29 protein-coding genes are annotated in these 24,479 nt (G+C 60.8%); 28 read left to right on the plus strand and 1 reads right to left on the minus strand.

Translation table 11 applies throughout. The annotated features are described in order from the left end of the window. Positions 1–44: 44 nt before the first annotated feature. The 28 genes from HNP46_RS10755 (at position 45) to HNP46_RS10890 (ending at position 23,067) form a co-directional block, all read left to right on the plus strand. Positions 45–623: a hypothetical protein gene (locus HNP46_RS10755; protein ID WP_184588626.1), complete on the plus strand. Its 579-nt coding sequence runs from the start codon at positions 45–47 to the stop codon at positions 621–623. Further along, on the plus strand, positions 601–2,586 hold the full coding sequence (locus tag HNP46_RS10760) for a phage terminase large subunit family protein (RefSeq protein ID WP_184588628.1): 1,986 nt from the start codon (positions 601–603) through the stop codon (positions 2,584–2,586). The genes HNP46_RS10755 and HNP46_RS10760 overlap by 23 nt, the downstream gene beginning before the upstream one ends. 10 nt (positions 2,587–2,596) lie before the next feature. Then, positions 2,597–2,872, plus strand: coding sequence for a gpW family head-tail joining protein (gene gpW, locus HNP46_RS10765; protein ID WP_184588630.1), 276 nt, complete (start codon positions 2,597–2,599; stop codon positions 2,870–2,872). A 71-nt stretch (positions 2,873–2,943) separates the two neighbouring features. Next, complete coding sequence (locus HNP46_RS10770; RefSeq protein WP_221454844.1) at positions 2,944–4,521, plus strand: phage portal protein; 1,578 nt, start codon at positions 2,944–2,946, stop codon at positions 4,519–4,521. Further along, positions 4,521–5,399: a S49 family peptidase gene (locus tag HNP46_RS10775; protein WP_184588634.1), complete on the plus strand. Its 879-nt coding sequence runs from the start codon at positions 4,521–4,523 to the stop codon at positions 5,397–5,399. Before HNP46_RS10770 ends, HNP46_RS10775 begins: the two co-directional genes overlap by 1 nt. 22 nt (positions 5,400–5,421) lie before the next feature. Continuing rightward, positions 5,422–6,063: a hypothetical protein gene (locus tag HNP46_RS10780; RefSeq protein ID WP_184588636.1), complete on the plus strand. Its 642-nt coding sequence runs from the start codon at positions 5,422–5,424 to the stop codon at positions 6,061–6,063. 37 nt (positions 6,064–6,100) lie between these two features. After that, positions 6,101–6,796: a head decoration protein gene (locus HNP46_RS10785; protein WP_184588638.1), complete on the plus strand. Its 696-nt coding sequence runs from the start codon at positions 6,101–6,103 to the stop codon at positions 6,794–6,796. A gap of 86 nt (positions 6,797–6,882) precedes the next feature. Then, positions 6,883–7,959, plus strand: a complete 1,077-nt coding sequence (locus HNP46_RS10790; RefSeq protein ID WP_184588640.1) for a major capsid protein — start codon at positions 6,883–6,885, stop codon at positions 7,957–7,959. After that, complete coding sequence (locus HNP46_RS10795) at positions 7,959–8,204, plus strand: hypothetical protein (RefSeq protein ID WP_184588642.1); 246 nt, start codon at positions 7,959–7,961, stop codon at positions 8,202–8,204. Before HNP46_RS10790 ends, HNP46_RS10795 begins: the two co-directional genes overlap by 1 nt. Continuing rightward, positions 8,201–8,536 carry a head-tail joining protein gene (locus tag HNP46_RS10800; RefSeq protein WP_184588644.1) on the plus strand — a complete coding sequence of 112 codons (336 nt, stop codon included), beginning with the start codon at positions 8,201–8,203 and terminating at the stop codon, positions 8,534–8,536. Before HNP46_RS10795 ends, HNP46_RS10800 begins: the two co-directional genes overlap by 4 nt. Beyond that, positions 8,533–9,162: a phage tail protein gene (locus tag HNP46_RS10805; protein ID WP_184588646.1), complete on the plus strand. Its 630-nt coding sequence runs from the start codon at positions 8,533–8,535 to the stop codon at positions 9,160–9,162. The genes HNP46_RS10800 and HNP46_RS10805 overlap by 4 nt, the downstream gene beginning before the upstream one ends. Positions 9,163–9,170: 8 nt before the next feature. Continuing rightward, complete coding sequence (locus HNP46_RS10810; protein ID WP_184588648.1) at positions 9,171–9,365, plus strand: DUF2635 domain-containing protein; 195 nt, start codon at positions 9,171–9,173, stop codon at positions 9,363–9,365. Then, entirely contained in the window at positions 9,362–10,840 is a 1,479-nt protein-coding gene (locus HNP46_RS10815; protein ID WP_184588650.1) for a phage tail sheath subtilisin-like domain-containing protein, read from the plus strand. Before HNP46_RS10810 ends, HNP46_RS10815 begins: the two co-directional genes overlap by 4 nt. Before the next feature lie 57 nt (positions 10,841–10,897). After that, on the plus strand, positions 10,898–11,266 hold the full coding sequence (locus tag HNP46_RS10820) for a phage tail tube protein (protein ID WP_184588652.1): 369 nt from the start codon (positions 10,898–10,900) through the stop codon (positions 11,264–11,266). 3 nt (positions 11,267–11,269) lie between these two features. Continuing rightward, the gene (locus HNP46_RS10825) at positions 11,270–11,554 is read left to right on the plus strand and encodes a phage tail assembly protein (RefSeq protein ID WP_184588654.1); all 285 of its coding nucleotides are present in this window, start codon (positions 11,270–11,272) and stop codon (positions 11,552–11,554) included. A gap of 111 nt (positions 11,555–11,665) precedes the next feature. Further along, a complete protein-coding gene (locus HNP46_RS10830) occupies positions 11,666–13,654 on the plus strand; it encodes a phage tail tip lysozyme (protein ID WP_184588656.1) in 1,989 nt (662 codons plus the stop codon). Then, complete coding sequence (locus HNP46_RS10835) at positions 13,651–15,081, plus strand: DNA circularization protein (protein WP_184588658.1); 1,431 nt, start codon at positions 13,651–13,653, stop codon at positions 15,079–15,081. Before HNP46_RS10830 ends, HNP46_RS10835 begins: the two co-directional genes overlap by 4 nt. A gap of 7 nt (positions 15,082–15,088) precedes the next feature. Further along, complete coding sequence (locus HNP46_RS10840) at positions 15,089–16,186, plus strand: phage baseplate assembly protein (protein ID WP_184588661.1); 1,098 nt, start codon at positions 15,089–15,091, stop codon at positions 16,184–16,186. After that, entirely contained in the window at positions 16,183–16,761 is a 579-nt protein-coding gene (locus HNP46_RS10845; protein WP_184588663.1) for a phage baseplate assembly protein V, read from the plus strand. Before HNP46_RS10840 ends, HNP46_RS10845 begins: the two co-directional genes overlap by 4 nt. Beyond that, positions 16,758–17,213, plus strand: a complete 456-nt coding sequence (locus tag HNP46_RS10850) for a phage GP46 family protein (protein ID WP_184588665.1) — start codon at positions 16,758–16,760, stop codon at positions 17,211–17,213. The genes HNP46_RS10845 and HNP46_RS10850 overlap by 4 nt, the downstream gene beginning before the upstream one ends. A 29-nt stretch (positions 17,214–17,242) precedes the next feature. Then, positions 17,243–18,370, plus strand: coding sequence for a baseplate J/gp47 family protein (locus HNP46_RS10855; protein WP_184588667.1), 1,128 nt, complete (start codon positions 17,243–17,245; stop codon positions 18,368–18,370). Between the two features lie 2 nt (positions 18,371–18,372). After that, positions 18,373–18,981, plus strand: coding sequence for a YmfQ family protein (locus HNP46_RS10860; RefSeq protein WP_184588669.1), 609 nt, complete (start codon positions 18,373–18,375; stop codon positions 18,979–18,981). 69 nt (positions 18,982–19,050) lie between these two features. Continuing rightward, positions 19,051–20,370 (plus strand): hypothetical protein, encoded by a 1,320-nt coding sequence (locus HNP46_RS35670; protein WP_221454847.1) that lies wholly within the window; start codon positions 19,051–19,053, stop codon positions 20,368–20,370. Positions 20,371–20,378: 8 nt separating this feature from the next. Next, complete coding sequence (locus tag HNP46_RS10870) at positions 20,379–20,546, plus strand: hypothetical protein (protein ID WP_184588671.1); 168 nt, start codon at positions 20,379–20,381, stop codon at positions 20,544–20,546. Between the two features lie 40 nt (positions 20,547–20,586). Next, positions 20,587–21,687: an acyltransferase family protein gene (locus HNP46_RS10875; protein ID WP_184588673.1), complete on the plus strand. Its 1,101-nt coding sequence runs from the start codon at positions 20,587–20,589 to the stop codon at positions 21,685–21,687. A 56-nt stretch (positions 21,688–21,743) separates the two neighbouring features. Continuing rightward, the gene (locus HNP46_RS10880) at positions 21,744–22,238 is read left to right on the plus strand and encodes a glycoside hydrolase family 24 protein (protein ID WP_184588675.1); all 495 of its coding nucleotides are present in this window, start codon (positions 21,744–21,746) and stop codon (positions 22,236–22,238) included. Next, positions 22,235–22,738 carry a DUF2514 family protein gene (locus HNP46_RS10885; protein ID WP_184588677.1) on the plus strand — a complete coding sequence of 168 codons (504 nt, stop codon included), beginning with the start codon at positions 22,235–22,237 and terminating at the stop codon, positions 22,736–22,738. The genes HNP46_RS10880 and HNP46_RS10885 overlap by 4 nt, the downstream gene beginning before the upstream one ends. 65 nt (positions 22,739–22,803) lie before the next feature. Continuing rightward, a complete protein-coding gene (locus HNP46_RS10890; RefSeq protein ID WP_184588679.1) occupies positions 22,804–23,067 on the plus strand; it encodes a hypothetical protein in 264 nt (87 codons plus the stop codon). A gap of 25 nt (positions 23,068–23,092) precedes the next feature. Here HNP46_RS10890 and HNP46_RS10895 read toward each other — a convergent pair whose 3' ends face one another. Then, positions 23,093–24,262: a tyrosine-type recombinase/integrase gene (locus HNP46_RS10895; RefSeq protein WP_184588743.1), complete on the minus strand. Its 1,170-nt coding sequence runs from the start codon at positions 24,260–24,262 to the stop codon at positions 23,093–23,095. Positions 24,263–24,479 lie beyond the last annotated feature (217 nt).

Consider the following 24,479-nt stretch of genomic DNA (forward strand, 5'->3'; position numbering starts at 1 on the left):
GCTGCAAACTTTCTGAATTTGGGTAACAGGTAACAAGGTCCGCCATGAACCAGAGCGAATTCGCATCCATCCACGGAGTCAGTCGAAAGACCGTCACCAAGTGGAAAGAGCGCGGCTGGCTTGTGTTTCAGGACGGCGAGTTGGATGTCGATGCGTCGAACGCGTTGATCGCGAAGTATCGCCGGGACGGCATCGAAGTTGTTACCCAGGCCGAAGCGGGTAACAAGCCAGCTTCGAAGAAATCTGGCGTTACCCGCAGCGCTGCGCAGGTAACAATCAAGCCCGGCGAGACTGCTGAGCAGGCGACCGCTCGCATCCTGATCGCCACTGGCGCCGATATGTCTATCGACGAGGCGAAGCGGGTAAAGGAGAACTACCTCGCCCTGCGGGAGCAGCTTGAGTACGACAGAGATTCGAAGCAGGTCGTTGCTGTCGAGGACGTTGCCCGTGCGGTGGGTGATGAATACGCCAAGGTGAGAAGTCGTCTGCTGGCGATTCCTTCGGAGCATGCTCCGCGCATCAGTCGTCTGAAAACAGTGCTGGAGATACAAGACGCTCTGCACGGCATTATCGTAGAAGCGCTTGAGGAGTTGACCCAAGATGGAAGTGGGATCAACCGGTAGTAGTCGTTACCAGGAAGGATATGAGGCGTTAACCGCTTCGCTATTCCTGGCTAGGCGCCGGAACATTCAGCCGCCACCGAAGCTCACGCTCAGTCAGTGGGCCAGGGAGCATGCGGTGCTCTCACGCGAAACCAGTGCCCAGACAGGCAAGTTTCACGCATTCGCCTATCAAAACGGAATTATGGATGCGATCACCGACCCGACGGTCGAGATGGTCACAGTTCAGAAGTCTGCCCGCGTGGGCTACACGAAGATCCTCGACCACGTCGCGGGCTATTACATTCACCAGGACCCGTCGCCAATCCTAGTAGTCCAGCCTCGAGTTGAGGATGCTGAGGACTACAGCGTCACCGAAATCGAGCCAATGCTCCGTGACACGCCGGTGCTGGCTGAGATCGTGGGCGATCTGAAGAAGAAGGACTCGAAGCAGAAGATCAACAAGCGGGTATTCCGTAATGGCGCTTCGATGTCATTTGTCGGAGCCAACAGCCCTGGCGGCTTTCGCCGGATCACTGCTCGAATTGTCCAGTTTGATGAGGTCGACGGCTACCCGGTTATGGGCGCCGGCAAGGAAGGCGATCAAATCAAGCTAGGGATCAAGCGGACCGAGACCTTCTGGAACCGCAAAATAATCCTGGGCAGTACGCCGACGGTCAAAGGCGAAAGCCGCATCGAGAAGAGCTACGCGAACAGCGACCAGCGCAGGTACTTCGTTCCGTGCCCCCATTGCGGCGAATACCAAGTTCTGGAATGGGGCGGCCCTGACACGCCATACGGCATGAAGTGGGACAAAGATGAGCACGGTAAGGGCATCCCCGAAAGCGTGTTCTATGTCTGCAAGGCCACTGGTTGCATGATCCTCGAAGAAGAAAAAGAGGACATGGTTAACCGGGGTGAGTGGCGCGCCACCCAACCGTTCAAGGGGCACGCGGGTTTCCATATCTGGGCCGCCTATAGCCTCTTTGTCAACGCATCCTGGAAGAACCTAGTTGCCGAATGGCTCGAGGTAAAAGACGACCCACTGATGCGCCAGACTTTCGTGAACCTGGTGCTTGGTGAAACCTATGAGGATCGCGGGGATCGGGCGCTACAGGAAGATCGCTTGGCGGCACGCTGCGAGGTATGGCCGGCCGAGGTTCCTGACGGCGTTGCCGTTATCACCGTTGGCGTGGATACCCAGAATGACCGGTTCGAGTGTGAGGTGGTCGGCTGGGGAATGAATGAAGAGAGCTGGTCCATCGACTTCGAGGTTATCGAAGGCGATATGGAAACCCCCGACCCTTGGGATCGCCTTGACGCTTATCTGAAGCGCATCTGGTATCGAGGTGATGGCCGTGGATTTGAAGTCATGGCTGTGTGTCATGACTCTGGCGGCAGCCACACGCAGAAGGTCTACAACTTTGCCAAGGCTCGCCTGGGCCGCCGCGTCTGGGCGATCAAGGGTGAATCAGCTGTAGGGGGAAAGCGTTCTCCAATCTGGCCGACAAAGACGCCGAGCAGGCGTAACAAGTCGGCGTTTCGCCCGGTGATCCTTGGTGTGAACGCTGCGAAAGACTCGATACGGTCCCGACTGCATTTGACTGCTCATGGTCCGGGTTTCATGCACTTCCCGGTTGACCGAGACATCAACTACTTCGCGCAACTTACGGCTGAGCGGTCGGTTCGCAAGACGTCGGGCGGCCAAGTCTATCGCGTATGGGAGTTGCCTCCTGGGCGCGCCAACGAAGCACTTGATTGCCGGGTCTACGCATACGCCGCGCTCTGCGGCTTGATGCATCTGGGGTTGAAGCTGAACAAGCGTGCGGACGAGGTCAACGCCACCATCGGCACGCCTGTCATGCGGCCTGAAACAGTCGATCAGCAGGACATCGCTGATGAGGCCGAACGCCCGGAAGAGGCCCGCGGCCCGATGGTCATCACCGAGAAGCCCCGCAAACGATCGCTTGCCAGTCGTCTGGCATAACGGAGACATCATGATCCGCAGCAACTACAACCCTGCAACCAGCTTGCTGGCGGGGATTCCGCGCGAGCAACTGTTGATCTCGTTGGCCAATGCCCAGAAGGCCTATCTGGAACTTTCCAGCGGCACCAAGGTGGAGAGCGCCAGTTATACACAGGGTGACGGCACGCGCAGCGTGACCTACACCCGCGCTGACCTGGCGCAGCTCGCCAACGTAATTCAGCAACTGCAGATGCAACTCGGCATTGTGCCGAGAGCCCGTAAACCTGTCCGCTTCTGGTTCAAATGATGACCAATCCAGTGACCATCCTAGGCCTCGACGGGAAGCCCTTGGCCCCCGTGCGCCCAGGGAGGGGCAGCATGCTGGCTCCGGGCGGCGGAGCTCCTTATGACGCTGCCGATGCCTATGGCGAGCACGTTGCCGCCTGGCGGCCATACCTGGGCTCGCCTGACGGTGAGCTCAACATGTACCGCGACCGCATCGTTGCGCGTGTGCGCGACCTGGTGCGTAACGATGGCTGGGCCTCGGGCGCGGTAACCCGCATCCTCGACAACGCCATCGGTGGCCACTTTCGCCCGCTGATCAAGCCTGACTGGCGTGCTCTTCGGGCGTACACCGGCAACAAGGCCTTCGATGCGGAGTGGGCACATGAGTTCGGCCAGGTGGCGACGGCGCACTATCGTTCCTGGGCGTTCGACCAGGGCCGCTATTGCGACGCTCAGCGCAAGCTGACCATCGTGCAGATGCTGCGCCTGGGGTTCCGGCACAAGCTGATCGATGGCGACAACCTGGTCCAGGTGTGCTGGATTCCGGAGCGTATCGGCCCCGGCCGGGCGCGGTACGGCACTGCCTTGCAACTGATCGACCCCGACCGCTTGAGCAACCCGCAACAGCAGTTCGACAGCCAGAGCAGTCGCGGTGGTGTCGATGTCGACCAGTACGGCGCAGCACGCGGTTACTGGATCCGCAAGGCTCACCAGGGCGACTGGTGGGCGGCGGCTGATAGCGTCACCTGGGAGTATGTGCCGCGCGAAGACGATCACGGGCGCCCCTACATGATTCACGACTTCGACGCTGATCGTGCTGGCCAGCATCGTGGTGGTGCCGGCATTTTCACGCCGATCCTGCAGCGCATGAAAATGTTGGCCAAGTACGACGCCGTTGAGTTAGACGCTGCGGTGATCAATTCGATCTTCGGTGCGTACATCGAGAGCCCGTTCGATCACTCGCTTGTGGCGGATGCGCTCGGCGATGACACGGACCTGTCTGCCTACCAGGATCAACGCGCCTCGTTCCACGATGGGCGCCGGACCATGCTCGGGGAGACGCGGCTACCGATCCTGTTCCCTGGCGAGAAAATCAACGCGGTGTCGGCGACCCGGCCGAACTCCAACTTCGCCGGGTTCGAGAAGTCGTTCCTGCGCAATTTCGCCAGCGCTACCGGGCTCTCTGCGCAGCAGATGTCGCACGACTGGTCGGACACCAACTACAGCTCGGCGCGAGGCGCACTGCTGGAGGCCTACAAGACCCTAACCCGTCGCCGCAACGACTTCGCCATGAACTCGGCTCAGCCGATCCTCGGTTGCTTCCTCGAGGAGTCGATGGAAGTGGACGACTACCCGCTGCCGCACGGCGCTCCGCATTTCATGGAGTGCCGCTCCATGTACTCCCGCGCGGAGTGGATGGGCCCGGCGCGTGGCTGGATCGACCCTGTCGCCGAGAAGCAAGGGGCCGTGCTGGGCATGGATGCAGGTCTGTCGACTTTGCAGCATGAGTGCATGGAGCAGGGCCTGGACTACGAAGAGGTCCTCGAGCAGCGCAAGCGCGAGATCGAAAAATTCAACGAATTGGGCATCCCGCTGCCGACCTGGGCGGGCATGCAGGTGCCGGGCTACACCCCGGCCAGCCAGACCATTACCAAACCGGAGCCGACCTGATGCAATTTGCACATCTCGCTCAGCGGCTGTTCAACGTCCCGCTCGCCATCCACCCAGCCAAGGCCGAGGTGGTCATGGCAGCGCTGGCCGAACGCCTGGGCATCACCCGCATGATGCGGATGAATGGTGATGCCATCGACTTGATCCCCATGGCACTCGAAGGGGACGGCTACAGTTATGCCGAACGCGGTGCCCGTGATACCGGCTACGACCTGCTCGGTAACATCGCCGTGATCCCGGTTCATGGCACGCTTGTGCAGAAGACCGGCTCACTGCGGCCGTGGTCCGGCATGACCGGCTATGACGGCATCCGCCAGGCGTTTCTGACGGCGCTCAACGACCCGCAGGTGACAGCGATAGTGCTCGACATCGACTCACCCGGTGGCGAGGTGGCCGGCGCCTTCGACCTGGTCGACACGATCTACACGGCGCGCGGCTCGAAACCGATCTGGTCGATCCTCAACGAAGTGGCGTACTCGGCAGCCTACGCGATCGCCAGTGCAGGCGACCGCATCCATGTGCCGCGCACTGGCGGGACTGGGTCCATCGGTGTCATCACCATGCATGTCGATTTTTCGAAGGCGCTTACAGCCGCAGGGCTGCAGGTGACCTTCATCGCCTACGGTGACCGTAAGACTGATGGGCATGGCGAGATCCCGCTCGCCCCCGAGGCGTATGACCGATTCAAAGCCGACATCGACACGATGGGCGAGCTCTTCGTCGATACCGTCGCGCGCAACCGAAACATCGCGGCCAGCAAGGTCCGCGGGACGCAGGCCCTGACCTATCTCGGCAGCGCCGGGGTAGGTATTGGCCTGGCCGATGCAGTAGCGGCGCCCGACGCCGCCTTCCGGGCGCTGCTCGCCGAGCTGGCCTAACACCTACACCAGAGGAACCACCATGACCAAACGCACCCTCCTGGGCGCGGCGATGCCGTTTGCCCATTTGCTGGGCCTGTCCGCTCGCGCGGCCGAGGATGACGAAAAATCCAGCCGTGCCAAGTCCCGTCGCGCTGAGGATGATCCCGACGATTCTGATGCCGGGGAAGAGGAAGACGACGAGCCCAAAGGCCGCAAGGCAAAAGGCAAAGCGGCCGACGACGATGACGACCGGCGCGAAGATGATCCGGATGCCGAAGATGAAGAGGACGACGAACCGAAGGGCCGCAAGGCCAAGGGCCGTCGTGCTGAGGATGACCCGGACGCCGAGGATGAAGAGGATGACGACGACAAGCCCAACAGCAAGGCTGTTGCTGCCGATCGCCGCCGCTGCGCCGCCATCGTCGCCCATGGCTTGGAGCTCGGGAGCGTCGAGCAGGCCTGTGTCTTCGCATTCGACACCAACATGAGCCAGGCGAGCGCCATGGCGGCACTGAGTGCCGGCTCCCGCGCGGATGGCCGCAAGGGCGGTTTGCGCGAGCGGATGGGGTCTGGCCGCGTCAAACCGGTGGGTGACGACGATGGCGGCAAGACTCCGAACGGCATGACGGAAACAGCGTCGGCCATTGTCCGTGCTGCCGAGCGCGCGCAAGGCAAACACTGACTCAGCCATCCCTCACAACCTTTTTGGAGAGACAACCATGTCGCTGACTCCCAGCTCCATTCGTGACAATCCGCAACAGCCGGGCATCACCGCCCAGGTGTACATTCCCGACCAGTTGATCGCTGACGCGCGCAACCTGGTTACTCAGCCCATCCTGCTCGGCGCCGGCAATCTCCTGCGTGGCACCGTGCTGGGCCAGCAGAACACCAACCCTACGCTCGGCGCGGCGGCTTCCGGCAATACCGGCAACGGCACCCTTGGCGCCATCACCGTGGGCAATACCGTTGACACCGGCATCTACACCCTGACAGCGACCTCGGCGACGAAATTCAAGGTCGTCGACCCCGAGGGCAACGACCTGGGTGTCGCCACTGTCGGCACTGCGTTTGCTAACGCCGAGATCAACTTCACGATCACCGCAGGCGGTACCGCGTTCGTTGCCGGCGATGCGTTCACTCTCACCGTGTTCGATGCCGTCGGCACGTACGTGCAGTGTGTCCGCACGGCCTCCGATGGCAGTCAGGACCCGGTGGCGATTCTCGCCGACGATGCCGATGCCTCGGCAGGTCCGGTCACCACTGGTGCTTATGTGGCGGGCGAGTTCAACGAGCGCGCGCTGATCTTCGATGCCTCCTGGGGCTTGAGCCAACTGATCTCGGCCATGCGCCGTTTCAGCCTGTTTGCCAAAAACTCGGTATCGGCGGCTTCGCCGGTGAACAACACCGCGCCCTGACGGCGCTTCGGTAATTCCCAGAAAAGCCCGCTTCGGCGGGCTTTTTTGTGGGCCGGAATACCTATCCCAATGCATGGAGAGGCCACATGACCGCCGCCAGCTCGTTCCCGTTCAGCACCATTGACCTGATTCAGGTGGTGCCCACCCTCAAGCGCCCGCAGAAATTCCTGCTGGACAAGTTCTTCCCCAATATCCAGATGAGCGATACCGAATTCGTCGCCATCGACGTGGATGTCGGTCTGCGCCGCATGGCACCCTTCGTCAGCCCGCTGGTCCAGGGCAAGATGGTAGAGCAGCGTCGTTACCAGACCAACACCTACAAGCCGGCGTACATCAAGGACAAGCGCGCCCCCGACCTGCGCAAACCGATCATGCGTCAGATCGGCGAGCGTATCGGTGGCGGCGGCATGACCGGCGCCGAGCGAGAAATGGCCAACGTCGCCTTCGAGATGTCCGATCAGATCGACATGCTCGACCGCCGCCTCGAGTGGATGGCAGCCTCTGCCATGCTCACCGGTAAGGTGGTGGTGCAGGGCGAGGGCTTCCCCACCGAGGTGGTGGACTTCGGCCGTGATCCTCAACTCACCGTTGCCCTGGCCGGAAACAAGCAATGGGGCGTTGCCGCCAACTTCAACGCGGCCGGTCGCGACACTGTGCCGGTGGCCTGCATCGAGGAATGGCAAACCCTGCTGCTGCAGCTGTCCGGCGCCCAGGCCACTGACCTGGTGTTCACCACCAGTTCCTGGCTGGCATTCGCCAACGACGAGAAAGTCTTCGGCGCCGTCTACTTCCCGAAACAGAGCGAGGTGGGTGAGCTGCAGATCGGTTCGACCATCGTTCGTGGTGCCGCTTTCAAAGGGCGCTGGGGCCAGTACAACCTGTGGCTCTACAACGATTGGTACATCGACGACAACGGTGTCGAGCGTCCGATGCTGCCCGACGGCAGCATGATCATGAGTGGTCCCGAGATGCTGGGTACCCGCGCCTTCGGCCAGATCCTCGACCCGGCCTTCAACTACCAGGCCCTGCCGTATGCCCCCAAGACCTGGCTGGAGAATGACCCGGCGCAGCGCATCCTGCTGATGCAGAGCTCGCCGCTGGTTATCCCCAGCCGCGTCAACGCCTGCCTGGCGGCCACTGTCTGCACCCCGAGTGCAGGCTGATGGCCGGCGCCGGATCGGGCGCCTCGATGGTAGAGGCGCTCGTGGCCCAAGGCCGAACGGTGGTGGGTGACGACGGGGGAAAGGTTCAGGCCGGCAAACCGGTCAAGGTGAGTCGCCGTGACTTCAAGCGACTCGTCGAGCTCGGGTTCCTGGTCGATCCGGACAATCCGGAACCGGCCACGCCATCAGGACAGGGACCGGGGGTGATCGCCACCGAAGGCCCCACTGTGAGGCTTGCGCAATGATCGACTGGGACGGGCTGGTACTGGCCCCGCTGGAGAACATCTTTGGCGAGGGGGAGCAGGGTGGCGAGGTGGTGATGTACTACCCCGTCAGTGGCGCCCCCTACGCCATCGACGGCATCTTCGACGAGGCCTGGCGTGATACCGAGCTGATCGACCCGCTTGGCGCCACCAATGCCAAGCCCGTCCTGGGTACTCGCCTGGCGCGCCTCAAGGCTCTGCCAGTGCAGGACGATCAGGTTTACATCCCTCGCACCCGTAAGCGCTACATCGTCATTGAGCCGCGGCAGGACAGCCACGGCTCCGTGACCTTGATTCTGGGGGATATGTCATGACGACGATCTCGGACTTACAGCTGCTCACGGTCGAGGCCCTGACGGGAAAGACTGCAGCGGCTGCGCGGGTGTACTACGCGCGGACCTGGCCAACCTGGAACGGCCTGTACCCCATGCTCTATCTGCACGCGCCAACTGAAGACATGGAGTCGCTGGGGCGCAATGGCGCGCCTCAGTTCACGGTGACGGTAACGATCCGCATCTCCGCGCGCGTGGCAGTCAAGCACCAGCCGAACAACGCTGGTGCCGTCGCGGCGCAGGTGGCGCTCGAGCAGCTACAGGAGCAGATCAAGCGGGCGGTCATCAACTACACGCCGCTCATGCGTCAGCTTCAGCAATTCCCCTTCGTGCGCTCGGAATTCAAGGAGAACGGCGATGGCGGCGATGAGGTGGCCGAGCTGGTGGTGGACATCGGCATGGAGTTCTACCAGGGGCCGGAGGACTTCTGTCCGGTCGACCTGGACGAGTTGCAGCAACTGACCATCACCGACGACCTGACCAACGTTGTCGACCCGACCGGTACGTACCCCAATCCGCCATTCCCTGACGCTGTTGAACCGGCGCCGCGAACTGTTGGGCCTGATGGCCGAGCAGAGGGCGGCATTTCCATCGACTTCACGCCATAGGACCGACCATGCGCGTATACCCATCCCCAGGCCTGCTGGTGCGGGACCCGGTAAAGAAGGACTTTCTGCCCGAAGAAGGGCGTGACGTGCCGGACGACGACCATTACTGGTTGCGCCGGCTGAGCTGTGGTGACGCCACGAAAACCCCGCCGAAGAAAAGCAAGGCGGCCCAAACTGAACTTGATGGGAGCGCCGCATCGTGACCGTTCCATTCAGCAATATCCCGTCGAACCTGCGGGTTCCTCTGTTCTATGCCGAGGTGGACAACTCCCAGGCGAACAGCGGCGCGCAGAATCAGCGCACGCTGATCATCGGCCAGATCACCTCCAGCGGTAATGCCGTTGCCGGCACTCCCGTGCTGGGGCAGGGTGTCAGTGATGCCAAGGCCAAGGGCGGCTCAGGCTCGATGCTGGCATTGATGACTGCGGCCTATGTCGCTGCTGATGGCTTCGGCGAGGTCTGGTTCCTGCCGCTCGCTGACGCAGCCGGCGCCACGGCAGCTACCGGCACTGTTGCCATCACCGGCACGCCTTCGGCGACGGGCGTGGTGTCGTTGTACATCGCCGGACAGTTGGTCAGTCAGGTGGTTACCGCCAGTGACACCGCGGCGTCTGTGGCCACTGCGCTGGCTGCTCTGGTCAATGCGACAGCCGACCTTCCGGTCACCGCCGCGGCCGCAACGTCGACCGTCACCCTGACGGCGAAGAACAAAGGCCTCGCCGGCAACGACATCGATGTGCGCCTGAACTATCAGGGCACCGCGGGCGGCGAGGCGACTCCGGCCGGTCTGTCGATTGCAGTCACCGCGATGGCGGGCGGAGCAACCAACCCAACGCTCGACACGGCGCTGGCCAACCTGGGGGATGAGCCGTTTGACTTCATCGTCAGCCCCTACACCGACACGGCATCGCTCAATGCGCTGAAGAACCTGCTGAACGACCAGAGTGGCCGCTGGAGCTATGCCAGCCAGCTGTATGGCCACGTGTTCGCTGCGCTGCGCGGAACGCTGGCCAGCCTGGCCACCGCGGGCACCGCGCGCAACAACCAGCACGAGACGATCCTGGGCTTCAACGACTCGCCCTCGCCGGCGTGGATCTGGGCGGCTGATCTGGCTGGTACCGCGGCGGTGGCGCTGCGAGCTGACCCAGGTCGTCCGTTGCAGACGCTGGCGCTGCGCACGGTGCTCGCGCCGCCGATTGCCTCGCGCTTTGACCTGGGCGAGCGGAACACGCTCCTGTGGGATGGCATCTCCACCTTCATGGTGCAGAGCGACGGCACGGTTGCCCTGGAGAACGTCATCACCACCTACCAGAAGAACGGCTTCGGCTCGCCGGACGACAGCTACCTCCAGATCGAGACCCTGTTCCTGCTGATGTACGTGCTGCGTCAACAGCGGGCCTTGGTCACCTCGAAGTATGCAAGGGTCAAGCTGGCCGCCAACGGCACTCGCTTTGCGCCCGGTTCAGCGATCGTGACACCCGCCATCATCAAGGCTGACCTGGTCGCCCAATACCAGCAGCTGGAGTACGACGGATTCGTGCAGGGCGCGGCAGAGTTTGCCAAGGCGCTGATCGTCGAGAAGAACAGCAGCAACCCCAACAGGGTCGATGTGCTCTGGCCGGGCACCCTGATCAATCAGCTGCGCATCTTCGCGCTGCTCGCCCAGTTCCGCCTGTAATCCGGGCGATCTGAATCCAGCCGCCTACGGGCGGCATTTTTTCGCCAGGAGACAACCATGGGCGACAACACGAACCGCTTGGCCGGTACCGCGTATCTGTCGATCGACGGCGCCACCTACATGCTGGCCGGTGACTTTTCCTACAAGGTCAGCGGGGTGTCGCGAGAAACCCTGCTCGGCATGGATGGTGTGCACGGCTACAGCGAAAAGCCGCGCCAGGGCTATATCGCCGCCACCCTGCGGGACTCGAACGGACTGAGCATGGCCGACCTCAACGACATGAGCAATGTCACGGTGGTCTGCGAACTCGCCAACGGCAAAACCGTCATTGGCCGCAACATGTGGGCGATCGACGACCAGGAAAACAAGGCTACCGACGCCACTATTGAAGTGAAGTGGGAAGGCCCCTCGGTAACGGAGAACTGATTCATGCAAGACACCCTGATCATTACTTTCAGCAAACCCATCTCGCTCGGCAAGGGCGATGACGCCCAGGTCTACGAAACGGTTGAACTGCGCGAGCCAACGGCGGGCGAGCTGGAGAAAGCCAGCCGCGCCGATACCTCGATCGGCATTGCGATCAACCTGATTGGCCTGATCGGCAAGATCCCGCGCAGCGTCGTCGAGAAGATGAGTCAACGCGACTTGCGCCAGGCAAACGAATTCCTCTCGGGTTTTTCCGACGGTGGTCAGCCGGAGGATGGCCAGAGCTGATTGCCGAACTGACCAAGTACTACGGTTGGGGACCCCGTGAAGCGTGGTCCTTGACTCTCGACGAGCTGGACTGGTGGAACCGCCAGGCCCTGCGCATGGCGGAGCGAGGAAATGGGTAACAACACATTCTCCATCACCATCTCGGCGGTGGATAAGGCCACCGCGACGGTCCGCAAGGTCAACGACAGCATTGATCGTCTGACTCGCCCCTTCGCCCAGGTCGGCAAGTCGTTTAAGGGGCTGGGTAGGGAGCTCGGCTTCGATAAGATCGGCAAGAACCTCGGTTACATCGGCAGGGAGGCCGCCACCGCGGCACGCGGCGTAACCTCAATGGTCGCGCCGTTGGCAGCGATTACCGGCGTCGGGTCGGTAGCCGGCATCGCGGCACTCGCCAACAACTGGGCCAAGCTGGGGCGCTCCATCGACAACAGCGCGCGCAATATCGGCATCTCGTCCGGGCAACTGCAGAGCTTCCAGGGCGCGGCGAAGTTGGTTGGTATCGACAGCGAAACCACCACCGGCAGCCTTGATGCGCTGGCCACCACGATGCAGGACGCGCGCTGGGGCCGAAACCAGGGCGCGTTGATGCTGCTGAACAAGCTCGGGATTGGCTTGAAGCGGACCAAAGACGGCGCCAATGACGTCGTGGGCGAGTACAAGGCCATTGCCGATGCGATCGCCAAGGAAACCAATCCGCAGGTGCAGGCCCTGATTGCCAACAACCTCGGTCTGGGCGGCATGCTGCCGTTCTTGCGGCAAGGCAGCGCCGGAATCGAACAGTTCGAGCAGATGACCAGCCGCCTCGGCTACGTGATGGGCAACGATTCGGTGCAGCGTGCCAAGGCGTTCGCGCAAAGCTTGGCTGGCCTGGAGGTCGCTGTCGACGGAACGAAGAATGCCATCGGCGACGCTTTGATTCCGGTGATGAAGCCGCTAGTGGATCAGTTCGCCAACTGGCTGGCCGTCAATCGCGAGCTTATCGCTACCAACGTTGCAGGCTGGGCGAAGAGCTTCGCGGCCTGGCTGAGTAGCATCAACTGGAAGGCCATCGGTGACGGCTTGACCGATTTCCTCAAGGGAATCGAAAAGACCGTTGAATGGCTGGGCGGCTGGGAGAACGCTGCCATTGCAGTGGCGGTGGTGATGAATGCCAGCGTGCTGGTCAGCGTCATCTCCCTGACCGCCCAGTTGGCCCGCGCGGGTATCGGTGTGCTGGCATTCGTCGGTCAGCTGTGGAAGTGGCAGAAGGCAGCAACCGCCGCTTCGGCTGCACAGGAGGCGTTGGCTGTCGGGCGCGGAACCGGTCTTCTGGCCGGCGCCGGTCTTGCGTTGTCGACAGCAGCGGTGGGCGCTGGGGCAATGCTCTATTCGGGGACCCTGAACGACGGCGAGGATGCCGAAGTCAGCCGCCGCAAAGCCATGGCGGATGCCGCCAATGGCGAAGTGCGCGGTGGCAACGAGATGGCCGGCAGGGTGGCGAAGTACTTCCAGAACTTCGGCTGGACCAAGGAGCAGGCCGCCGGCATCGCGGCAAACCTGTCGACCGAGAGCGGATTTGATCCGCAGGCTGTGGGCGATGGTGGTGATGCCTATGGCGTGGCTCAGTGGCACCCCGATCGTCAGGCCGAGTTCCGCAAATGGGCTGGCAAGAGCATCCAGAACTCTACGCTCGAGGACCAACTGGGCTTCGTCAACTACGAACTCACCCAGGGCAACGAGCGGGCAGCGGGCGATGCTTTGCGCGCCACCAAAACGGCGGGCGAGGCAGGGGCCGTGGTGTCGCGTCGCTATGAGCGCCCCAAGTACATCGAAGAAGAGGCGTCCAACCGAGGCCGACTGGCCGAGTCCATGATGTCGCGGAGCAATGAGCGGCCCAAGTCCATCGAAGGAGAGGTGCCAAAGCAAGGCCGACAGGCCGAGTCAATTGCTGCTCCACAGGGCCCAATCAGCAGCGGCGCCGTCCAGGTGCAGGAAAGCAAGGTTCACGTCGAAGTCGAGTTGAAGAACGCACCAGAGGGCACCAAGGCCCAGGTGAAAACCCAGGGCAATGCGCAGGCCACCAGCCGCATCGCCTACTCAGGAGTTGGAGCAATCGCATGAGTCTGCTTTCGGACATCGCCAGTATTGCCTCAGCTGCTGGCCAGAACTGGCAAGGTAGCCTGTACAGAGCCAGCTTTAGGGGTGTGCCGTTTGCTGTCATTGGCGGTGAAGGGCGCTTTGGTCGCCGGGTGTCGGTGCACGAGTACCCCGGCCGTGATCGGCCGTACGTGGAAGACATGGGGCGTTCCACCAGGCGTTATCGCATGCGTGGCTTCCTGGTGATGGATAGCTTGGTCTATGGCGGCGGCAGTGTCATGGCGCAGCGGGATGCCCTGGTGAAGGCGGCGGAGCAGGCAGGCCCCGGCATGTTGATCCATCCGACGCTCGGGGAGTTGAACGTCAGCATTCCAGAAGGCGGCCTCTCGGTGGTCGAACGATGGGACATGGGGCGTTACTTCGAAATCAGCCTGTTCTTCATCGAGTACGGCGAGCGCGTGTTTCCGAATGTCAGTTCCTCGTCGCTCAACCTGCTGGATTCGCTGGCCAGCGCGCTGGGATTGTCCGCTGCGCTGGACTTTTCCCGGCAGGTGATTGGCGGTGTCACTACTGTGCTCAATTCTGTCGAGGGGGTAATTCGCTTTGGCAGCGCGGTCGTTGGCGCTGTGGTGGGCGTGGTGGCGGGCTTCGTCGAACTCAGCTCCAGGGCTTCGCGTGATCTGCGAAACATCACCGATCTGACAGCGCTACTCACAGGCGACAACGGGCGCTATTCGAACCGCAACGTCAGCAGCGCTTTCGTCGATAGCCGTAAAGCGAAGGATGACAGCGCCACCATGGCCGATCTGCTGGCAACCAACACCAGCAACCGTGCGGCCGTGGATGCGGCGAATGCTGAACTGAAGAGCGTCGCGCAGGCGCTGGACGCCAAGTCCGGCGATCAATTCACCGCCGCCGCGCAATCCTCGGTGGAGACGCTGGCTGCGAGTATTCCAGACCCAGGTACCGCAATCTCGCTATTGGGCGAAATTGCCTCGTACAGCCCAAGCAAACCGACCAGCAGCAGCGCGGTTGGCGTTGGGCAGTCGGTTGCCCAGGGCGCCACATCGGCGCTGATTCGGCGCTATGCCATTGCCGCGATGACGCGCGCCGTGTCGACCTATGCGCCGAACTCTAACGATGAGGCAATGAGCACGCTGCGCTATGTCACCGCGATCATCGATGCGGAAATCCTGGTTGCCGGCAACAATGGCGATGACGACAGCTATTCGTCTCTGCGTGATCTGCGCAAGGGTGTGGTGGCCACGCTCACCAGCACGGGCGCAACGCTGCCGCAGCTGCAGGAGTTCACATTCCGGGCGCCGATGTCGTCGCTGGCGATGGCTAGCCGGCTGTATGGCGACGCTTCACGGGAGGACGAGCTGGTTGAGCAGGCCGACCCCATTCATCCAGCCTTCATGCCTGTCACGGTGAAGGCCTTGTCTAGCTGAGGGCTGCATGGCTGACGACGACCTGTATCTGACAGTCGGTGACCAGGTTGTCACCGGCTGGACGGAAATCCGCGTGACCCGAGGGATAGAGCGACTGCCGAGCGACTTCGATATCGGCCTGACCGAGCTGTACCCGGGCGAGCTGACCCGCTTGGTGATCGAGCCAGGAATGTCGTGCGAGGCGAGACTGGGCGATGACGTTGTCATTTCCGGCTACATCGACAACTTCATCCCGTCGATGAGCCGCAGCAGTCACTCAATCCGTGTGACCGGGCGCTCCAAGTGCGCGGACTTGATCGACTGCGCTGCAGAGTGGCCGGGCGGGCAGATCAGCAACGCCAACATCCTGGGAGTCGCGACCAAGCTGGGTCAGGTCTACGGCCCAGCCGGCGCTAGTGGGCAGCCGGTAGGCATCCCGGTGAGTAGTGACGTGCCGGACCTCGTGATTCTGCCTCAGACCAACGTGATGCTCGGTGAGTCCGCTTTCGAGATCATCGACCGCCTGGCGCGGTTTTCGGCGGTGCTGGCCTATGACTTGCCCGATGGAAGCCTGTTCCTGACCCGGGTCGGCAGCCAGAAGGCCGCCAGTGGGTTCCGCGAGGGTGACAACGTGGAAGAGGCCTCCGTCCGCTATTCGGCGGACCAGTGCTACTCGACCTACAGCGCATTTATCCAGTCGGCGGACACCCTGATGGACCTGGGCGCCAGTGGGAACCTGATCGGCACCGCGACCGATCCGAACGTGAAGCGCCATCGCGGGCTCATCATCATCTCCGAAGGCGGCGGCCTGGGAAACGACATCGCCGTACTCCGGGCGAAATGGGAAGCGGCACGCCGGCGCGGGCGATCACGTGTGGTGCACCTGGTCACCGACAGTTGGCGGGATGCAGCCGGAGCGCTCTGGCAGCCCAATACCCTAGTGCCGGTGTCTCTGCCGCGCTTGAAGCTGGAGTCAGAGGGCTTGCTGATCAGTGAAGTGACCTTTCAGCGGGATGCTTACCGAGGGACCACGGCGGCGCTGACGCTGATGGCACCTGAAGCCTTCGCCCCACAACCTATCAACCTGACCCCTTTGTGGGGCGACGTCAGCCAGGTGGCGCAATGAGCCAACAAGATCAAGAGGGAGTGCTGTCCCGTCTCTGGCGGCGAGTGCAACTGACAATCGGCTGGGGGCGCGTGACCTTTAGCGACGACTCGCGGGGCGCGCAGGTCCTCCAGGTGAAACTCAACGACGCGGAAACCCGCGATGGCACGCCGCGATTGGCTGAGTTCGGGCTGACCTCTCGGCCACCCGAAGGGTCGGATGTGGTCCTAGTTTTCCTCGGCGGTGATCGCTCGAAGGGCATCGTCATTGCCACCGGGCACCAGGCAACGCGTCCTAAAGGACTGCTGGTCGGCGAAACCATGCTGTACGACCAATGGGGAAAGTCGATCCATCTGACGCAGGACGGCGGCATCGTCGTGGAGGCCCAGGGCGCGCCGGTCACGGTAAACAATGCGACCACCGTGACCGTGAATGCCACCGATAGCGTGTTGCTCAATACCCCGCTGCTGAAAGTATCCGGCAGCATCGAGGCGGGCGGTGACATCACCGACGCTGTACGCAGCATGGCGGATGACCGGGCCCTCTATAACCAGCACAACCATGGGAGCGGCCCAGTGCCGACGCCGCAGCAATGACCGATATCGCGACGATCTGGATTGTCGAAGACGGTGCTGGTGACTGGTCCATCGACAGCGGTGCCCTGGCATCAGGGAACGACCTGGCCACGGCGGTGCTGATCAGCTTGTTCACTGATCGCCGCGCCAACGATGAGGATATCCCGCCCGACGGCAGCGATGATCGCCGCGGCTGGTGGGGTGATCTGGACCAGCCGGTTCCGATTGGATCGAGGCTGTGGCTGCTGGATCGGTCCAAGCTGGTGCAGGACGTGGCCAACACGGCACGGAACTACTGCCTTGAAGCGCTGAAATGGATGCTGGATGACCAGGTGGCAGCGTCGATCCAGGTGGCAACGGCCATCGTCTCCCGGAGTCAGCTAGACATCATCGTCACCATCAATCGCCATGACGGAGCGGTAGTCCCGCTGAAATACAGCTGGGCCTGGAGCACTTCGACTCAAGCCGCCTGATGGCGGCGTTTTTCTTTCTGGAGCACCCAATGCCCTATACCCGCCCCACACTCTCCGACCTGCGCGGGCAAGTTGCCGCGGACATCACGGCAGGATTGCCGACGGTTGATGGGCTGCTGCGCTTCTCGAACATGAACGTGCTGGGCACCGCTCTGGCTGGCCTGGCCCATCTCAACTACGGGTATCTTGACTGGATCGCCAAGCAGGCGGTGCCGTACACCGCGACAGGGGAGTTCCTCGAGGCGTGGGCAGCACTGAAAAAGGTCTATCGCAAGCCAGCGTCTTCCGCTGGTGGCCAAGCGACCTTTCAAGGCACGCCGGGGAAGCTGCTCGATGCCGGTACTGAGGTCGTGCGTGGCGACTCAGTGACGTACACGATCAGCGCACCCGCGACGGTCACCGGGGCAGGCACGGTGGTGGTGAGCGTGCTGGCCGATGTTCCGGGCGCCAATGGCAATACGGACGCCGGTAGTCTGATGACGCTGGGGTCTGCCGTGACGGGAGTCGCTTCCAGCGGCGTTGTGACACAGGCAATCACTGGGGGCGCCGATCAGGAGGACGACGAGAGCCTATTCCAGCGCATGCTCGCGGCCTATCAAAACACTCCGGATGGCGGCTCTGCGACTGACTACCCCGAGTGGGCGCGCGCGGTGCCTGGAGTGACGCGGGCCTGGTGTCAGCCTCGTGGCTTTGGTGCCGGCACAGTGGTGGTATTCGTGATGCTCGACGATGCGAACGCGAGCCACGACGGATTCCCTCAGGGAACCGACGGCATCTCTAGCAGTGACAATAGGGCCACCGTTGGCAGCACAGCTACCGGTGATCAACTGATCGTCGCTAATAGCATCTTCGTTGAGCAGCCGGTTACCGCGATGGTCTACGTCTGTGCACCGCTGCCGGCGATCACCAACTTCACGATCACCGGCCTGAACAGCTCGACGCCCACCACCCGGTCCGCCATCGCAGCTGCCATCCGTGAGGTTTTTCTGGAGCACGGGGCACCGCTGAATGACGGCTCGATGGTTCCACTATCGGCGATAGAGTCCGCCATCGCAGCGATCTCAGGGACTGAAGGGTTCGTCATCACCTCGCCGACCGGGAACCTGGTCAATGTCGCCGGCCGCTTGCCGGTCCTGGGCACAGTGAGCTTTATCTGATCATGAGCAAGCCATCATTCACGAGCGCCGACTTCACCTCGGCGCTGCTTGGGCTGCTGCCCCGTGGGCGCGTGTGGCAGCGTGAGCCAGGTTCGGTACAGGTGCAGGCCGTTTCCTGCTTCGCCCCCACGTTCCAGCGCCTGAGTTATTCGGCGATGAGCCTGCTGGCCGGGGCGTTCCCTGCAACGGCAACGGATATGCTGCCGGAGTGGGAGTCAACGCTTGGACTGCCTGACCCCTGTGCTGGGCCGTCTCCAACAATCCAGGCGCGCCGCAATCAGGTGATAGCACGGCTCGCGAACAGTGGTGGACAGTCGATTGCCTTCTTTGTGGCCTTCGCCGCCGGTCTTGGTTACGCCGTCACCATCACCCAGTTCGCACCATTTCGATGTGGGCAGAGCGCGTGCGGTCAACAACTGGGCGATGAAGACTGGTTCTTCACCTGGGCGGTAAATGCATCGACTGACACCGTGATTCATTTCAGAGCCGGCCAGTCTACGGCGGGTGAGCCACTGGGGAGTTGGGGGAACAAGGTGCTCGAGTGCGAGCTCAGTGCATCCGCTCCGGCCCATACGATCCTCCAGTTTCACTATACGCCCGGCGTTGTCTAGTCCGAGCTACATCCTCCCGAGCCCGCCGAGTGCGGGCTTTTTTGCATCAACTCAGCCAGGCGAGATCCTATGTATCAAATCGACATTCCATCGGCTGCAGGGACGCAGCCCGCCAGCACCTCCTCCGGAACTGCCGGCTACTTTACTGACGGCAACCCAGCCACCGGCATTGCCGCGACTATCGTTCCAGCTGAATTCCTGAATGCCATCATGATGGAACTGCTGAACACCATCACCGCGGCCGGTATCACGCCGAGCAAGTCACAGTTCAGCCAACTGACTGCCTCCATCAAGGCCCTGAGTCAGGCAGGCGTCGCGGTGTTCGGCACCGACACCGGCGCCGCGAATGTCTACGTCGTTGCCTATACGCCGGCCATCGGTTCGCTCGTGGACGGCATGGTCCTGAAGTTCAAGGCGAAGACTGCCAATACTGGCGCGAGCACCTTCAACCCCAATGGCACAGGCGCAAAACCCATTGTGGGCCTTGCCCATGCCGCTCTGCAGGGAGGTGAGATTGCTGCCAATGGCGACGTGTGGGTTCAATGGAACAGCTCCATTGCTGGCGGCTCTTGGGTTCTTGTTGCAAGTTCGGGCGGCGCAATGCAGTGCACCCCAGCTACGCGGAGCCAGCATGCCGTGCAGTTCAGTCAACTCCCTGGTGTTGTAGGCACCGCGCGTAACCTGAAGGCATATCTGTCGGCCGCCGCAGCCAGCGGGACGTTCACGGCAGATGAAGTGATCCTTGAAAGCGCACTGGGTGGCTTGGCATACCGCCTTCCGAGCTTCAGCAAGACAATCAACCTTGCGACGACTGGAGCCGGAGGGATGGATACCGGCACCGCGCCGGTGAATGGCTTCGTGGCGATCTACGCTATTTACAACCCGACCACGAGGGCGAGCGCGCTGCTGGGCGTGAACGCAACCAGCATTACTGCGCCCGAGGTGTACGGTGGCGCTAACATGCCTGCCGGGTACACTGCTTCGTCGCTCGTCAGCGTCTGGCCGACCAACGCCAGCAGTCAATTCCTGGCCGCCTCGCAGTCTGGACGGAAAGTCGGTTTCATGTTCAGGAACGTTCTCTCGACGTCAACTGCCGTAGCATCGTTAACCTCTCTTTCCATTGCGGGGGTTGTTCCCCGAAATGCATTGGCGATTGGCGGAATGCTGGGAATTGGTTCTAGCGGAGCCTCTGCCCTCAACTTTTTTATTGCTGCGGACATTGTTGGGTGCGGATATCAAATGTCGTCTATAAATTCGGCCTCCACTGGAGCTAATCCGTTTATTCGGTGTAACTTTAATTTGAGCCTGGCGGCCGCTCAAAAAATGTTCTGGGGGGCGAATGGGGCTCCCAATTCTATTAATATTGATATTTCTTCATATGAGTTTTAGGGGGAGCTATGTTTGTTCAGTTCGAAAGTGAAGAAGAGCGCGAGGTAGTTTCAATCTTCAGCTGCCGCCAAGATGATGAAGCCTATCCGAATCAAGGTGAGGTGGCTGAGCATGATCCAAGAGTTGAAGCGTTCATAAAGTTATCCGGTGAGTTGGCAGGTATTCCAAAGCCATAGTTTTTTTGGTATAAGTGTCGCGATTTTTATCTGGAACGGCATGGATATGAAGCTTAGGCAGTTAACGTCGTTAAGATTTTTTGCTGCCTTTGGTGTTTTTCTATGCCACTTCTTTCAGGGGACAAAAGAAACCTCCAGTTATCTGGTTGATGTTGTGCGAGTGTTTACGCTGGAAGGTGCAGCTTTCGTAGGGTTCTTCTATATCCTCTCTGGGTTCATTATCTCTTATAGTTATAATCCAGATAGTAAGCCGTTCAATAAGTTGGGTTTTCTATATAAGCGTTTTGCCAGAATTTATCCGGTGCATATTTTGCTTCTGGTTGTGTTTGCCACATTGTTTGTTGGCGGGTTCGAGTATGTTGACAAATTTCACTTCCTCCTGAACGCCACGTTGCTTCAAGCTTGGCACCCGGAAATGTCAGTGTTCTGGGGGTTTAATGCTGTGTCGTGGAGCCTCTCCTGTGAGGTCTTTTTCTACCTGGCATTCATGTTCCTAGTGTTTTTCAGTACTCGAGCGATAGTCTGGATGATCGTTTTATATCTAGTTGTCCTGGCTGTTCTGCAACTTGTATATTTAGACGTTACCCAATACTGGGTATTTGACGTAAATCCGGCCGCGCGCTTGATCGACTTTCTCATCGGCATTTTGATTTTTCGGATATACGATGCCAATAGTGCCGCCTGGCTTAATTGGCGAACTGCAAGCTGCTTAGAGGTGGGTAGTGTTATTTTTATTGTGGCATCAATGGTTGCTGCAATTAAGTTGAATATTCCGCAAAACTTGCGTTTTGATCTGTTTTATCTGGCGCCCATGACATTTTGTGTCTTTGTTTTTGCTTATGGGCGCGGAGTGATTTCCAGAATTTTGAGTGGAAAGGTGTTTGTATATCTTGGTGAGGCATCCTTCTGTCTTTATATGGTTCATTTGATGTTCTTGGGTTATGTGACAGGAAGGTACTTCAGTTACGATATCAATGACCCTGCATCGGTTGCTGCGCAGTTAGCGCTGATGGTTGTGCTTGTTCTTGGTATATCCTGCGTACTCCATAGCGCATACGAAAAGCCAGCGAACAGCTTGCTGTTGAAGGCATGGGGGCGATTTCGATCGTCTCCGGCCAAGCTCAGTGCAACGAATAACTGAGTAGTCATCAACTAAATAGCCCGCCAAGCGCGGGCTTTTTTTCGCCTGGAGAAAACATGGCTCGAATCAGCGCATCCGCTGCTGGCGGAAAGAACGTGCTCGCCTTCCTGGATATGCTGGCCTGGTCGGAAGGGACGCGGACCAGCCGCTACACCAAGGACGACGGCTATGACGTGATTGTCGGCGGGCTGGATTCGCCGAACGTTTTCAGCAACTACGCCGGTCATCCGAACATCCTCGTGAAGGTCAACAGCAAAGGCTTGGCGTCCACTGCCGCCGGTCGTTACCAGCTGCTGTTCCGCTGGTGGAAGCCGTACCGCGACCTCCTGCAATTGAAGGACTTCAGCCCTGAAAGTCAGGACCGCGTGGCCATCCAGCAGATACGCGAGCGCGGCGCGCTGGGTGATATCCAGGCTGGCCGGGTACGCGATGCCATCGCGAAGTGCCGGAACTTATGGGCATCGCTTCCTGGTGCCGGCTACCAACAACGCGAGCACCGCCTTGAAGACCTGGTGCAGCAATACCGTGCTGCGGGCGGGGTAGTTGCATGACCTGGCTGCTCACAAACTGGAAGCCGCTGCTGGCCGGCCTGGCGCTGTTTCTGGCTGCTGCCGGCGGCTGGCACGAAGGGAGCGAGCGCACGGATGCCGCCTGGCAGGCCAAGTGGGACCAGCACGAGAAGGCAGACCAGCAGGCCGCCGAGGCCTTCGAAGCCAGAGAGCACGCCGAAGAGCAGCGCCGTCAACTATCCGTCAACAAGGTGATCGAGGATGCAGATAGGAAGATTGACCAGGTGCGCGCTAATTCTAGTGCCGCTGCTGATCAGCGCGTGCGGGACGCAGCCGCCAAGTACGCCGACCGGATTGCTGCAGCTGAAGCCGGCCGCCATTCCTGCACTGCCGCCGCAAGCAAGGCAGCAGCCCAGCGCGCCAGAGTGCTTGCCGACATGCTTGGAGAGGTTGACCGCATGGCGGGTGTCTACGCAGAAGCAGCTGACGAATCCCGAGTGAGAGGGCTGGCCTGCGAAGCGGCTTACGACGGAATCCGCTGATCGATAGCCACTGTGACGCCATGGCGTGACTCTGTACTGTATGCGCATACAGTTATGAGGTCGTCATGAGCAAGCTCACCAGATTCGAACCAATCCTGAAGGACGAGATGCGCGCCCTATGGGTTAAGCATCGCGACCAGGACATCCGCCGGCTACTGCTGGAGGTGGAGCATTCCCGTCGCGTCCTGGCGGAAGTGCACGATCACTTCGAGGCGATCCATGCGCAGTACCGGGAAAAGGTTGGCGGTAGCTCCGTCGCCATTCATCAGTTGAAGACGCTGCTGGCCAACGAGTGGAACATGGGGCGGTACGAGAAGAGGAAGGGGTAGGGCGCCCAGAACGGGCTAGGCGGGGTCAAGTGCTGATTGCATCCGCCCAGTCCTGCATCATGCCGCGCCGCTGCTCAAGGTAGGTGGCGTGGTTGTAGGTCTCGCGGATGAAGCTTGAGTCGGCATGGGCTAACTGCCGCTCAATCCAGTCTCGGTTGTAGCCGCGGTGGTTCATTTCGGTCGAAAACATATGTCGGAACCCGTGTGGCGATTGCCGACCACGATATCCGCATGAGTCCATGGTCATCGTGGCGTAGTTCGTGCCCATGGGTCTGCTCACGTCGCTGCGGTTCGGGAAGACATAGCGGAATCCCTTGGAGAAGGGGAGCATGGATTCCAGCAGTTGGACCGCTTGGCGCGACAGCGGGATGACATGGTCGCGACGCATCTTCATCCGGGCAGCTGGAATGGTCCAGGTAGCGGATGGTAGATCGATCTCAGCCCATTCCGCATATCGAACCTCGCCAGGGCGGCAGGCTGTGTAGATCATCAGCAGCGTCGCCGTGACGTACATATGGCCGGTTTCGCACTCGAGAATAGCTTTCATGATCTTCGGCATCTCAGCGAAGTCGACGAAGGGACGATGTTTGTAGGTATTGATCTTCTCGGTGACGGCGTGCATCTCTGCCGTTGGGTTCGACTCAGTTACGCCGGTCGCAATAGCGTACTTGAATACCTGTCCGATCCACTGGCGCGTCTTCACGGCTGAGGTAATGGCACTTCTTGCCTCGATCTTTCTGATCAGCGCGATGATATCCGCGCGCCGTATAGACGTGATCTGCCGCTGGCCGAAAGCAGGCAACACGTCATTCTCCATCGCGATTCGAATTCCCTTCCTAGTCCCCGCCGCAATAGTCCCCTCCCTGAATCTGAACCATTCCTCATAGACCTTCTTGAAGGTCTGTCCATGGGCCTCGATCTGGCCTTCCTTCGCCTCCTTCCTTGATTCGCGCGGGTCGACCCCGTTCGCAACGTCTTCTCGCGCCTCATCCCGGCGAACTCGTGCCTCCTTCAATCCGATTTCTGGGTAGGTCCCCAATGATATGCGGGCCTGCTTTCCCAGCCAGGTGAAGCGGAAGTGCCAGCTTTTCACGCCATTGGCAGCGATATAGAGGGTTAGCCCGAGAGAGTCAGCAAGCGTGTAAGCCTTTTCCTTCGGCTTGGCCTGCCGCACGGCGGTGTCCGTGAGCGCCATCAGTACATTCACCCAGTCGGTTCAGTTCGATGTACTGGAGGATGTACTAAATAGCGTGGGCTGGGAAGGTCCCGCATGACACTCGCCGACACTGCGTATAAAGCGATATCGCTTGCTCGGCGAGGATTCAGGTTCTCGGCGGTTTTGGGAGGTAAGAGAACGTGGAACCCTTGAACAGTTCCAAGATAGCGTGCTCTGTGACGATCGCCGGTCAGAA

Source organism: Pseudomonas nitroreducens, from assembly GCF_014204515.1.
GTDB classification, from domain to species: Bacteria; Pseudomonadota; Gammaproteobacteria; order Pseudomonadales; family Pseudomonadaceae; genus Pseudomonas; species Pseudomonas nitritireducens_A.